Source organism: Metabacillus rhizosphaerae, from assembly GCF_037201795.1.
Taxonomy (GTDB): domain Bacteria; phylum Bacillota; class Bacilli; order Bacillales; family Bacillaceae; genus Metabacillus; species Metabacillus rhizosphaerae.
The window spans coordinates 3,489,180-3,502,669 of the sequence record NZ_CP147403.1; the positions used below are offsets into that span (position 1 = coordinate 3,489,180).

Below are 13,490 nucleotides of genomic sequence, written 5' to 3' on the forward strand. Positions count from 1 at the left end.
TCATATTGATTGTTCTATTTTTTCATATGATCACGATCTTGCATTCTCCATTCAAAAGGTGTGGCTCCTACACGTTTTGTGAACTGATCATGAAATCTACTAGAAGAACTAAATCCTACTTCCGTTGAAATAAATTCGATTGTTTTTTTTGTTTGTCGTAGTAATCTTTTTGCTTCGTCTAATCTTAAATTTGTTAAGTATTGTTTTGGTGAATATCCTGTGTGTTCCTTAAACTTTTTTCGAAAAGTACTTTCAGACAAATAATAGTGAGATGATAGTTCACTTACCTTTAGGGATGTATTAAAATTCAGATGAATCTTTTGGAGAACTTCCCTGAATATAGACTCTTCATCATTAGGATGACTAATCTCTTGATCTGCCTGTTTTGCATGTCGAATGATTAATAACAAAATTAACTCCAAGGCATTACGTAGAATGTCGTAACAAAATTTATCCGTTTTTCTCATAGACAATTCATCTTCCATTTGATGAACAGAATGGAGGATTTTTCTTAGGTCATTTTGATCGAATTTTGTAGCGATAATCTTATTAGCGTCATGTTTATACAATTGATTGATTTGATAGTTACAGTAATGTGGAATATTTTGCGGCTTTAAATGGATCGACATACCTTTCCAAGCTTTAACACATACAAATCCATGATATAAATGTGGTGGGACGATGAGAATAGAACCTGAGGACACATGAATATTTTGGTTTTTTTCACTAGTATAGTACCCTTCACCATCTGTAATAACCACAATTTCTGCATATTTGTGGGAGTGAGATCTATATAAACCCTCACCATCATTTGCAGAGAAATCATGTGGGTCAAAGTGAGAAATATCTTTAACAAAGCAATCTTTCATCAAACATCCCCCTTAGCAATTAACCAAAAACGACCGTCGAAATCTTCAGAAAATAGAGTTGTTTCCATTATAAATTAAAGCGGTTTCATGCACAAACAAAATGGTAGGCAATCTATAATTAGCATTGTGGTACAGAAGTTATTTCTTTTAATTTGAACTTTTTAACAGGGAGGTGAAGAAAAAAGAGTTTCATATTCTTTCAATAGGCTTGGCATGTCAAACGAATAAATTTTTATGGAAGGGTTGGTAAGAAAATGTCGCATAAAACAGGTAATACTTTTAGGGGTCTATTATTAATTCCGATTTTATTACTCCTTTTCTCATCTACATTAAACGCTGAGAATTTAAATGTAAAAAGTGATAGAACTGCATCTACTTCAACATTTAAAAATCCAATTAATACAGCTGGGGCAGACCCATACGTCATGTACCATTCCGATGGTTATTATTACTTTACTCGTACATTAGGTCATCGCATTGATATTTGGAAGTCAAGAACACTAACCGGAATTGATCTAGGGGAACGGAAAACAGTGTGGAGCAAACCATCAAATGTAAAGGATATTTGGGCTCCGGAAATTCATCATATTAATGGAAAATGGTATATTTACTATACTGCAAATACAGGATGTGGTGACGATTGCCGTGGAGTTTACGTTCTTGAGAACGCTTCAGCCGATCCTTTAAGTGGCGAATGGGTAGAAAAAGGAAAGGTAAACACAGAATATGCTGGACTTGATGGATCTGTTTTCAATCATAAAGGCAAGTTTTATTTTATGTATGCTGCATATGGAGATTGGTCTGGAGAACATGGTAGTGCTATTGCAATTGCACCAATGTCAAATCCTTGGACATTAAATGGAAAAAACGTCATCTTGACCTATCCAGAATATGAGTGGGAAAAGAAAGGAATGCATGTTAATGAAGGAGCTGTCATCCTCAAGCGAGATGACAAAATCCACCTTGTCTATTCCGCAAGTGCATGCTGGGAAGATGATTATGCAATTAGTAAGTTAACAGCTTCAGATAAAAGTAATCTATTAGACCCTGAATCTTGGTCGAAGGCAAAGGAACCGTTATTTAGCAAATCAGAGGAAAATAGTGTGTATGGTCCGGGACACAATTCATTTGTTAAATCGAAAGATGGAAAAGAGGATTGGATCGTGTACCATGGCAATAGCTCTCCTGGACAAGGATGTGGCCCTCGACCAACAAGGATACAAAAATTCTCTTGGAATAATGATGATTCTCCAAATTTCGGTGTTCCGATTTCTGATCAAACAAAAGTTCCATCTGGTGAATATCAATTTGAAGCAGAGCACGGTAAAGTGTATAAAGCAAAATTAAAGGGGAATAAAGAAGCTTCAAACAAGAAAACCGTAACACTTAATAATCGTAATAGCAACTTACTAATGGAAGATATAAATGTTCCAGAGGCTGGGACTTATAACATGACAGTTATTTATTCCAATTCTTCAAAGCAAAATGCGATAGGTTATGTATCTGTTAACGGCAAATCTCCATCAAAGGTCAAATTCCCTAGTATAAAAAGGGAGAAATTTGATACGGTTACAGTGAAAGTAGATCTCAAAAAAGGATATAATAACAAAATCGAGTTCCGAAAAGGAAAACATGCTATTGAAATAGACTATATCAGTATATCTGGTGATGTCACGTTCTCAATCAAATCGGGTTCTGAGTATAAATTAATCAATCCTAATGGCGGTAAAGCCCTTTCTGTTGAAAACAACAGCACAAATGATGCGAATGTCTTAACAAGGGATAATTCGAACGATAATCCTTTGCAAAGATGGAAAATTGTTGACTTAGGACAAGGGTACTATAAGTTAATCAATCCTAGTAATGGCAAAGCATTATCTTTAGATGGTGATCCAACCATGCCTGGGACCAATGTGAACATACAGGATTGGAGCAATTTGGATTCTCAAAAATGGGAAATAGTAGATAATGGCGCTGGTTATTATAAATTGATCAATATGGAAAGTAATAAAGCATTAGATGTAGGTGGAGCTAGCATTGATAGCGGGGCTAATGTTGGTACTTGGGAAGATATCCCTGGTGGACCTGCACAAATCTGGTTACTATATAAATTAGACTGATCAACGTCTACTAAAACAATCTCCACTTTGTTAAGAAGTGGGGATTGTTTTAATGACTCCAGAGGATTTTAGGAGATTAGCACCTTTATTTTATCATCATGTCAATCCATACGGAACTTTTGAACTTGATATGGATCAGCGAATACCTATTAAGCTGAGAGTTTCATAGTTTTCATCATTTTGAACAGTGATAAAACCAGCTAATCTCCCGTCAGTATATTAGCTGGTTTTCCCGTACATATCCATATGAACCTGGTATTTCTTTTAACAAACCTAAGATTAAGAGTGGAATCAATTGATCTCTCCTCATAAAATGAGATTAATTTTGCTTACTTACTTTCATTAATATTGGAGACATTAATAGAAAACTCTTCAAAACTCAATTGTCCTAAGGCAAACTTCATACTTTGAACAAATATACGTTCATTTTTAGTTAGTTCACGTTTTGCTTCCTTTTCAATCCATTCATCCTCTATGTCCAAAATATCTAAAACATGCTTTTGTTTTGAAAAAGCTTCATAGTATCTTAATCCAAACTTCCTTTGGGAGATAGCATCAATATGAATGCCATCTAGATTTGCTGTTAAGCCTTTTGATGTTACAAAAAAGCAATTTTTTTCGGTATGAGCAACTTTAGATAATATCTGGTTTATTTGTTTATATTCTACAGCGCTTTTTCCAAATCCGACCTCTCCAAGGTAATGTCCCAACTCACCGATAATAATCGGGATATCTGGTGCATTCAATTCTTCTCTCAAGTGTTTAAATAATGAAAGCAATTTATCTTCATACGTCTTATAACGTTCTCCGTAACTGTCGCTTTCTCCTTGATGCCACAGAATTCCCACTATTTCACTTGTTTCCATAGCGAATTTTGCTTCAGAAATCGCATGTCTTGTTAATAGTCCGTCAATTGCCCACTCATCAATAGAGCTTCCTCCCTCGGCACATGTTATTATCCCAATGGACTCACCTGGATGATCCTCTGTCCAAGCCTGAGCAAAAGAGACTGCCGGCCCAACACCAGATACATGACGATCAAAATTAAGTGGTTCTGCCATCATTTGCCATCTACCGTTTCGCAACATATTTATATGCTCATTATAAATCGGCGGTACATCCTCAATAAATCCTCTGCCTGCCATATTTGATTGTCCAATCAATAATATAGATTTCATAGAAAAACCTTCTTTCTTTGTTTGCAATGGTCTAATTAGACTAAATAGGATTAAGAATATAGCTTGATTAGACTTTATTGTCAAGTCGATTTTGTCTTTATTCAACTTAATGGCCGATTGCTGAATAACCTATTGCCATGTTAATACATGCTTTAACCATAAACCAGTGTTTTTGTAATGTTTCCTCATCGCCCTACTGTCCTTTGATTTTATTAAGATTAGCAGTTACCAAAATTATTACCAAATACCTTTGCAATAAGTGCTTCTCTAGTAAAATAAAAATATACACGTTTATTGGAGGTTACAAATGAAAATCGGTATTGCTCGGGTGTTTACTATTGACCAAAACTTAGATCGGCAAATTGGTATGCTTAATGAATATGGTTGTAAAAATAGTTAAGAAGAAATTTACTGGTACGGTTAAAGATCGAAAAGGACTTCATCAACTTTTTGATGTTATCCGGAAAGGCGATACAGTTGTAGTGGAGAGCATCTCCCGTTTAGGACGTAAAACATTGGATATCCTCAACATTATTCAACAGTTAGAAGAGATGGGGGTGTAATTCATTTCTTTAAAAGAAAATTTGGATACAAGAACCTACGGGCAAAGCCATGTTCCAAATGATGTGTGTCATTGCTGAATTAGAAAGAAACCTTATTTCTGAGAGAGTAAAGGAAGGACTTGAAGCAAATAAAAGAAGTGGGAAAACATTAGGTAGACCCAAGTTGGATAAAGAAAAGCTTGCTGTTGCGCTACGGATGTATGATAGTGAAGAATATTGAATTCTAACAATTTGCTATATCAGTAAAGGATAGGTGTAAGCCACCTGTATTGGTCATTGATCCTCAAGAAGAAGCTGTGACAATACCTATTTAGAAACAGTCTAAAAGGTTATTTATTTAAACTGATATGTGTTTTCTGTATTAACCGATCCAGTTTTCCACAAGCAGTAAAATTGAACCCATATTAAAGCAATCCAATTGCAAAAGAGAGGTATCTCAATAAGCAGTGCTATTGAGATACCTCTTATTATTATGCTAATAAACACAAGTATGGTTACTATTTAGTCTAAAAAATTTACAACTCCCTAACGATCTAATAAAAAGGGTTTCCTTATAAACAATGAAATACTTATGGTGAATTAATATTTATTAAATGTATCTAATTCCTCCGGAATAGAACATGTGTTCTATTGTGTGTTATAATAGATTTGCAATAGTTGGAAAACTCAAGGGTGGTCAGCGTTACCCCAGAAGGAAAGGGGGTGACGCTTATGATGACAGTATTTCAAACGTTAATGCTTATGATAGCATTTGCGAGTTTGGTGTTGTCAATCATATCGTTTAGAGACAAAAAATAACCCACCCTTGAGCTTTACAGGGCGATAGGGTGAGTTTTTTACCTACTATATCGCTGATCCCCTTGAAGGGAATCTAGCTATTGTGTGGCTGTTTGGTGTTCTAGCACCGAACAGTCTTTTTTAGTTTATGCTTATTCTACTATTATTATAACAAAGATTTAATGATTGAAAAGCAATGAATAATAAAGAAAATAAGAAACTCCAGCTAAATATTAAATTGAATTTATTGATTCCCTTTTTAAAGAAGTATAAAGCTAGATAGTCGAAGAGAAAATGAATGAAAGGAGAAAAAAGACCACTGTTGCAAAAGCAATCAAGCAATTGTTTAAAAATCGTGGAAAAACATTCATCATAAACTCTTATCCCTGTTTCGTATCCAATAGATATTACTTTTCGTTACACAACTTTTCATTTTATTTATTAATGGTTATTTAAGATTACTTATTATCTAAATGTGAGGTTTCTTTATTATGTACAACATTCAAGAAAACAAAGCCATAAAAGTTGATGCAGTCCCTTTTTCAGAACTACAAATGCTTGGAAAACGATATTGAAGAATTATTAAGATGCAATATCGACATGGTATGTGATGAAGAAGAATCAATGTTAATTGTAGGTCGACAGGTTAGAAATGCCCACCATGGAAGAAGTGATCTCACTGCAGTCGATAACAACGGGAATATCGTTCTAATTGAAATCAAAAGGGACCGTAAAGATATCGAATCACGTAAAGAAGCATTTGAATTTCAAGCGATACGATATGCAGCAAGTTATGCAACTATTGAAAATCCTGAAGATCTTGTAAACAAAATCTATGCACCCTATATAGAAAAATACCGTACTGAATTCGAAAATGAACCTTTGACAAGTACGGATTTAGGAAATCGAAAGCTAACAGAGTTTTTACATGTAAATGAAGCCCAAGCTAATTTTAATAAGAACCAAAAGATTATCTTAGTAGCCTCTGAATTCAATGAACAAACCCTTTCCGCAGTTGCATGGTTAAATAGTAATGGAGTTATTATAAGTTGCTATAAACTAATTCCCTATAAAATAAATCGTGATGTTTATATAAACGTCGAAAAGGTATTACCGTTAAATGACTACAATGATTATTATGTTGATTTCTTTGAGAAAACTACTGCATTAAAGACCAGGAAAAAAACTATCACGCAGAAACCTACCAAAGATTGATGCGATGATTGAGTGGGGTGTGGTCAATGCTGGAGACACCATCCTTGCAAAAGATCGTAGTGAAGAGGCAACTCTATTAAAAAATGGTAATGTCCTTGCTAACGGTGATGAATTATCCATGCAAAAATGGTTAAAAGAACTGTACGGTTGGTCCAGTATTCAAACGTATGTTTTTGCAATACATAAAGATAGTGGGAAGTCATTATCTTAAATTCGTAAAGAGTATATGAATGCAAAAATGGAAAATAGTGAGTAATTATATATATTTTTTTACTTAATGAGGTTCAACACTGACCAACGGTATCTTTAGAACAAAACGTGTTCATTTTAAAAACTTTAAAACACTCATGAATGTTGTTAAATAAACGTTTGTGAGTGTTGTTTTTGTTTGCTGGAAAAAGGTTAAAAAACGGTAGGATTTGAATTCATTTCACACAAATTTTATACAACAATTTCTAAAAGTAATACAGAGTAACAAACATTTAGTGATTTGTTTTAATCTTCTGTTATTAGTCAAAATCGTGGAAGTTTCTTGATATTTAAGAGCCGTAAAATTATCCATTACCTTGAAGCTTTAAGTGAGATAAAGTCGAACCTCATCTTTTAATGTAAAAAATTAGGGGTTATAATATAATTTACGCAATAGTAATATAACGAATAAATAAAATATAGGTCGATTAATTCAAAGGTGGTAAAAATGAAACAAAAATTAGTTCAATTAAAAGATAGGTTAAATGACCTGAGTAAACGAAACAGATCAATTCGAATGCTAAAGTTATACGATAAATGGGCGTTTGATTTAAGTTCAATTGATAAGCTAGATCAGAAAACAAATGCGAATACTGTAGTTGAAAGAGTGATTGACCAAAAAGGAAATGTTGTTCTGGTAAAACAAGATGTAAATAATAATGAATCATTAGTGCAATCTGGTAAGTTAACTTCTCTATACCGTAATATTAAGGGAATTGAAGAAGAGACAGGGTTGTATGATTTATATGTTGGTTACCCCTTTGTCTCTGGTTGCATGTTAGATGGAACGTACATTCGATCTCCTTTATTTTTATATCCGGTAAAACTTGAACGAGAACGAGTGAATGGTACTCAGTGGAAATTGTATGTAGAAGAAGGGGAGCCTCAGTTAAATCGAACACTTATTTTAGCCTTTAAAAAATTTAGTGGATTAGATATTGACGATAAAATATTTGATGAAGCTGAAGAGCAAGCAAAATCGATAAACTTCTTAAAATTGATCACTTGGTTAAAGGAATATTCGTTTAATATTCTCTGGAATAACCAACCAGAACTTGAAAAGTTTATTGATTACAAGCAGGATACGATACCAGAATTCCAAAAGGGTCAATTTCAACTAGATAATATGGCCATCTTGGGAAATTATCCGCAAGGAAACTCTGCTTTATTAAAGGATTATGAGGATTTAATTACGGAAACGGAAAATGGCAATGGTGATTTAGGCATTATTGCTGAACTATTACAAGCTGGAGAAAGCTTTAATCCATCAGAATCTGAGCAAGATAACACGAGTCATGAGGATATAAAGCCAGAGAAAGAGAAGTTCTTTGTTCTTGATACAGATGCATCACAGGAGGAAATTATTAATGAGGTAGATAGAAATCGTGGTTTAGTTGTTCACGGGCCACCAGGTACAGGTAAATCACAGGTCATAGTAAATTTAATCGCGAATTCTATCGCTCAAGATAAAAAAGTGCTATTAGTATGTCAAAAAAGAGCTGCACTTGATGTTGTTTATCAACGTTTAGAATCATTAGGATTATCTTCACACGTTGCCTTGTTGCATGATGAAAAAAATGACCGAAGACCATTATATAAAAAGCTGCATACCTTACTGGAAGATGATAGATCAATTCAGGACTATGAAAACGATCTCATTCAACTTTCTAATAAAATTGAAGAGTATGAATCTAAGCTAAACGCAATTGCTAAGGGACTATATGAAGTACAATCGCATGGATATAAGGCATACGACTTATATGGTTTAGGAAAGCCGATCTCTGAAATTGATGTCATTTTGGAATTAAAGGAAGTACTCCATTCACTTACCAAAGATAATCTTGATGAAGTACTAATGAAAATATTTTCTTATGGTAACTATTACAGTCGATTTGGTAGTGAAAAATATCCATTAAAGGACAGGAAGTCATTCGCAAAACTGGAGCTGAAAGATCGACTTACCATCGTAGAAATAGTAAAAAACGTGATTGAAAAGGCTAAGACGAGCATTGGATATTTAAGTGAATTTGATCAGGATGACATCACCCCAGAATACACATGGCTTATCAATGATAAATTAGAGAAAATCTACGAAGATTTGAATCCCGATGAAAAACGATCATTGCAAAAACTCCGATTATGGTGGTGGACATCTTTTACTGGCAAGACAATCGTTGAGGAACTTTTAAACGGGGAGAAATTTAAAGGCGTTTCTTCAAAAGAATGGCCACGAGTAAGGGAAAGCTTAAAACTTTTATTTGATTTATCCCAAGTATCAGAGAAAATGTCAAATGAAATGATATCTTTACAGCCTTATTTTTCAGATGAATTAGTGAAAAAATATTATGAGAGAATCTCTAAAGGGGATATTCCTTTAAAGGAATTTGATCAAAAGCACGAATACATTATCCAGGACTTTGAAGATTTACGTAATATGGATCGTGAATACGATGCCAATTTACCAAATATAAAAAAGATGATCGATATGCTGAAAGATAAAACTGGTGATCATATTCATAAACAATTATCAGACGAGTGGGTAGATATCGTTAAGCAATCCACTTTTATCCATTGGATTGATGATATTGAATCAAAACATCCAATGCTAACAAAGATTGGTACGGAAGAAATCGAAAAAGTACGGGAACATTTTAAGGAATTATTATTACAGAAGAGAGATCTTGCAGTCAAAGTGCTTATCAACCGTTTACTAAAGAAATTAAATCAAGTGAAACAGACAAACAGTAAAGCAATGAAGGAATTAAAGCATCAGGTTGGTAAAAAGAGAATGATTTGGCCCGTAAGAAAACTAGTTAGAGAGTTTTCACTAAATGGACTTCTTGACGTAATGCCAATCTGGTTAACTTCTCCAGAAACTGTCTCAGCTATATATCCTTTAGAAAAAGAACTCTTTGATATCGTGATATTTGATGAAGCATCACAATGTACAGTTGAAAATGGGCTTCCAGCTATTTATCGTGGAGCGAAAATTGTCGTTGCCGGAGATGAAAAGCAATTACCACCTTCAAGCCTTTTTAAAGGTGCGATACAAGAGGATGAAGATGATGTTGAAGTTGATGATTTCAATGAATCAGAAAGTCTTTTGAACCTAGGAAAGCGAACATTACCTGAAAAGATGCTGCAATGGCATTACAGATCTAAATCAGAGGAGTTAATAAATTTCTCAAATCATGCCTATTACAATGGAAATATACAAATCGCACCTAATGTCGAACCCTTACGGAAGCCAGCTGCGATTCAATGGCTTAAAGTTGATGGACTTTGGGTTAATCAGAGTAATGAGGTTGAAGCGAAAGCGGTAGTTGATTTACTCAAAAATATCATAATCAAAAATCCATCAAAAACAGTTGGTATCATCACCTTTAATGCAAAGCAACAAGATAAAATTCAAGACATAATTGATGCTCAAGTAGAAGCTGATCAAGAGTTTGGTGTATTGTATCAACAGATTATGAGTAGGGACTTGGATGAAAGAGTATTTGTTAAAAATATTGAAAATGTCCAAGGGGACGAAAGAGATATCATTATTTTTTCAATTGCATATGCAAAAAATAATGAAGGAAGAGTCTATAATCGATTTGGTACGCTAGGCCAACAAGGTGGAGAAAATCGTTTAAATGTTGCTGTTACTAGATCAAAAGAGGAAATTCATGTAGTAACAAGTATCGAACCCAATGAACTTAGCGTAGGTTCAACAAAAAATGATGGACCTAAATTTTTAAAGAGTTATATGGAATATGCAAAAGCTGTTTCACAAGTTAAAAAAGAAGAAATCGAAGCTGTTCTATCTAACCTGAACGAAAATCAAAATACAAAAAAACAAACTGGTCCATTACTATTTGATTCGCCATTCGAAGAACAGGTATACAATGCGTTAACAAACTTAGGATATAAGGTTGATACACAAGTTGGAATGTCTGGATATCGAATCGATCAAGCAATCGTACACCCTAATCATCCCGAGAAGTATATTCTTGGAATTGAATGTGATGGCGCTATGTACCATAGTTCACCTTCAGCTAAAGAAAGGGACGTATATCGACAAAGATTTTTGGAAACCAAAGGGTGGAAGATCACTCGAATTTGGAGTCGGAATTGGTGGAAGAACTCAAGTGCGGAAATTGAAAAGATTGATCAATTGGTAAAAAAATTGGTTAGAGAAGAGAGTATTAAGAAGGAAGTTATGGTTTAGTTTGAAAATAATTTTAGGTATACCGATATTGGTATACCTATTTTTGTATGAATGGAAACATAATCCTTGCGTTGACATGAACAAATTAATCCAAATAACAGGATGATACCGTAGCAGCCTAAACACAAAAAAAAAACAGTAAACCAATAACGGTTCTTGTCCTTGGAAGAACTTTAAGCGCAAGAACCGTCCTCATTCTTCACCCAAGCTTTTAAAGTTGTAAAAAGGGAGTTAGTTAATATTATGCATCTAACTCTCTACTATATGGAAATGATGGCTGAGCCCCACTTTTGGTAACTGAATAAGCTGCTACTGTTTGGGCGAAGTGAATTGATTCAGTAATGGTTTTCCCTTCTGCAATAGAAACCCCAAAAGCGGCGTTAAAAGCATCTCCTGCTCCTGTGGTATCTACAGCATTTACTTTAAGCGCATCAAGTTGGATAATTTCTTCAGCATGGTTGTTGAATACAACTCCATTTTCTCCTAATGTTACAATGATATGTTTAACTCCTATTCCTTTTAACGTATTAATTATTTCCTCATTTGTTCCAAAATCTCTACCTAATATTTGTTTGCTTTCTGTCTCATTAGGTGTTAGGTAGTCTATATGTTCTAATAATGTAGCATTAAGTTCAATTGCTGGAGCTGGGTTTAGTATAATAGGTATCTTATATTTCTTTGCTATTTTAACAGATTCAATAACAGACTCAACTGGAACTTCTAATTGAAGGAGTAATACGTGAGCCTTTTTAATTACTTGTTCTGCTTTACGTATTAGTTTAGGAGAAAGGTTACTATTAGAACCTTGAGATAAGATTATCGAATTCTCTCCCTGTTGGTTAACAGTTATGAATGCAACTCCAGTATTTTTATTTGGTACGGCATGTATATAATCAGTTCCAATACCTTCATTTTCAAAAATACTCTGAAGTTCTTTACCATATAGATCATCACCTACACAGCCAATGATATCAACATTCGCACCAAGTCTTTTTGCTGCTACTGCCTGGTTAGCACCTTTACCTCCAGGAATTCTACGAAAATCATTACCTATGATTGTCTCACCATTCTTAGGAAACCTTTTAGTGAAAATGATGAGATCCATGTTGATGCTACCAACAACAACAACGTTTATGTCACTCATTTTCTCACCTTTTCCCTCAGACTGGTTTGTCTTATTATTAATTCAGGCTTCATCAATTCTTTAACAAAATCAACTGTTTCAGAGCTATTATTTATCGTTTTTAATAGAATTTGTGCTGCCTTTATTCCTATATCATATATAGGTTGTTTCACAGTAGTAAGTTTTGGATTCAAATACTTTATAAATGGAATGTCATCGTAGCCAACAATACCTATTTGTGAATTGTTTTTTGATAACACCTCTAATACACCTAGGGCCATTAGGTCATTCGCGACGAAGACAGCATCTGGTGGATTAGAATGAGCTAGTAAACGTAACATTGCATTATAACCACTTTCTTCGTGAAAATCACCTATCTGTACTAAGGTGGGATCGTATAGTATCCCAAATTCCTTTAGAGAATCTAAATACCCTTTATATCTGTCCTCAGCAGTAGAACTATCTAAAGGTCCTCGAATATGTGCAATCCTTGAGAAACCTTGCTCAATTAAATGGTTAGTAGCAATATTTCCTCCAAAACGATTATCGGTTCTCACCGAGTTTACGGGTAAGGAATCAGTATTTACATCAATCATCACGAGGGGAAGATTTTGTTCAGTAAATTCTTGGATATGGTTCCTCTTTATTTCACCTGCAATGATAATACCATCGACAGATTTTTGCTTTAAGGTCTTAAAATGTTTACTTAGTTTTAAAATATCGTTATCAGAATTACAAACTATTATAGAATATTTTTCCTCTTGTAATGTATCTTCGACAGCTCGAGCTATAGCAGGGAAGAAAGGGTTAGATATATCAGGTATTATAAGTCCAATGGTTTTGGTGTCACCATTCACAAGACTCCTTGCAGCCTGATTAGGAGAAAAATTAAGCTTCTCTATGGCTGCTTTTACTTTTTCCTCCGTTTCCTTATTAACATAACCACTATTATTAATCACTCTAGATACTGTAGAAATTGAAATGCCGCATAGTTTTGCTACATCTTTCATAGTAGCCATCGTTATACCCTCCTTTTAAGAAAAATATGGAAGCCTTTTCATATACTTCAGAAATATGTTTTTAATTTCAAATAAATTCGTATTAATAATTAAAAAATATTGTTGCATAAACTATGGTTACGCTTACATATATTCTTGGTAGGTATTAATATCTAGCGAAAAAG

9 protein-coding genes and 1 pseudogene are annotated in these 13,490 nt (G+C 34.1%); 6 read left to right on the forward strand and 4 right to left on the reverse strand.

The genetic code is table 11. The features are described 5' to 3' along the window. Window positions 1-14: 14 nt before the first annotated feature. Window positions 15-869, reverse strand: a complete 855-nt coding sequence (locus WCV66_RS17050; protein WP_338786225.1) for an AraC family transcriptional regulator — start codon at window positions 867-869, stop codon at window positions 15-17. Between the two features lie 254 nt (window positions 870-1,123). On the opposite strand from WCV66_RS17050, the gene WCV66_RS17055 reads away from it, so the two are divergent. Then, the gene (locus tag WCV66_RS17055; RefSeq protein WP_338786226.1) at window positions 1,124-2,989 is read left to right on the forward strand and encodes a family 43 glycosylhydrolase; all 1,866 of its coding nucleotides are present in this window, start codon (window positions 1,124-1,126) and stop codon (window positions 2,987-2,989) included. Window positions 2,990-3,318: 329 nt separating this feature from the next. On the opposite strand, the gene WCV66_RS17060 is transcribed toward WCV66_RS17055, so the two are convergent. Then, window positions 3,319-4,167, reverse strand: coding sequence for a sialate O-acetylesterase (locus WCV66_RS17060; protein ID WP_338786227.1), 849 nt, complete (start codon window positions 4,165-4,167; stop codon window positions 3,319-3,321). A gap of 307 nt (window positions 4,168-4,474) precedes the next feature. Between WCV66_RS17060 and WCV66_RS17065 the strand changes: the two are divergent. The 5 genes and pseudogenes from WCV66_RS17065 to WCV66_RS17085 all read left to right on the forward strand — a co-directional run. Then, window positions 4,475-4,947, forward strand: a pseudogene (locus WCV66_RS17065) (recombinase family protein); the annotation flags it as partial. A 524-nt stretch (window positions 4,948-5,471) separates the two neighbouring features. Continuing rightward, on the forward strand, window positions 5,472-5,528 hold the full coding sequence (locus WCV66_RS17070; RefSeq protein ID WP_227551731.1) for a hypothetical protein: 57 nt from the start codon (window positions 5,472-5,474) through the stop codon (window positions 5,526-5,528). A gap of 537 nt (window positions 5,529-6,065) precedes the next feature. Next, the gene (locus tag WCV66_RS17075; protein ID WP_338786228.1) at window positions 6,066-6,722 is read left to right on the forward strand and encodes a hypothetical protein; all 657 of its coding nucleotides are present in this window, start codon (window positions 6,066-6,068) and stop codon (window positions 6,720-6,722) included. Between the two features lie 4 nt (window positions 6,723-6,726). Then, on the forward strand, window positions 6,727-6,933 hold the full coding sequence (locus WCV66_RS17080) for a hypothetical protein (RefSeq protein WP_338786229.1): 207 nt from the start codon (window positions 6,727-6,729) through the stop codon (window positions 6,931-6,933). Between the two features lie 486 nt (window positions 6,934-7,419). Continuing rightward, entirely contained in the window at window positions 7,420-11,184 is a 3,765-nt protein-coding gene (locus WCV66_RS17085) for an AAA domain-containing protein (protein ID WP_338786230.1), read from the forward strand. Window positions 11,185-11,425: 241 nt separating this feature from the next. On the opposite strand, the gene rbsK is transcribed toward WCV66_RS17085, so the two are convergent. Further along, complete coding sequence (gene rbsK, locus WCV66_RS17090; protein ID WP_338786231.1) at window positions 11,426-12,328, reverse strand: ribokinase; 903 nt, start codon at window positions 12,326-12,328, stop codon at window positions 11,426-11,428. Next, on the reverse strand, window positions 12,325-13,326 hold the full coding sequence (locus WCV66_RS17095; protein WP_066332882.1) for a LacI family DNA-binding transcriptional regulator: 1,002 nt from the start codon (window positions 13,324-13,326) through the stop codon (window positions 12,325-12,327). Before WCV66_RS17095 ends, rbsK begins: the two co-directional genes overlap by 4 nt. Window positions 13,327-13,490 lie beyond the last annotated feature (164 nt).

Coding starts and splice junctions, on each gene's coding strand:
- WCV66_RS17060 (WP_338786227.1), bottom strand. CDS start 4,167: ATGAAATCTATATTATTGATTGGACAATCAAATATGGCAGGCAGAGGA.
- WCV66_RS17085 (WP_338786230.1), top strand. CDS start 7,420: ATGAAACAAAAATTAGTTCAATTAAAAGATAGGTTAAATGACCTGAGT.
- WCV66_RS17095 (WP_066332882.1), bottom strand. CDS start 13,326: ATGGCTACTATGAAAGATGTAGCAAAACTATGCGGCATTTCAATTTCT.
- WCV66_RS17050 (WP_338786225.1), bottom strand. CDS start 869: ATGAAAGATTGCTTTGTTAAAGATATTTCTCACTTTGACCCACATGAT.
- WCV66_RS17080 (WP_338786229.1), top strand. CDS start 6,727: ATGATTGAGTGGGGTGTGGTCAATGCTGGAGACACCATCCTTGCAAAA.
- WCV66_RS17055 (WP_338786226.1), top strand. CDS start 1,124: ATGTCGCATAAAACAGGTAATACTTTTAGGGGTCTATTATTAATTCCG.
- rbsK (WP_338786231.1), bottom strand. CDS start 12,328: ATGAGTGACATAAACGTTGTTGTTGTTGGTAGCATCAACATGGATCTC.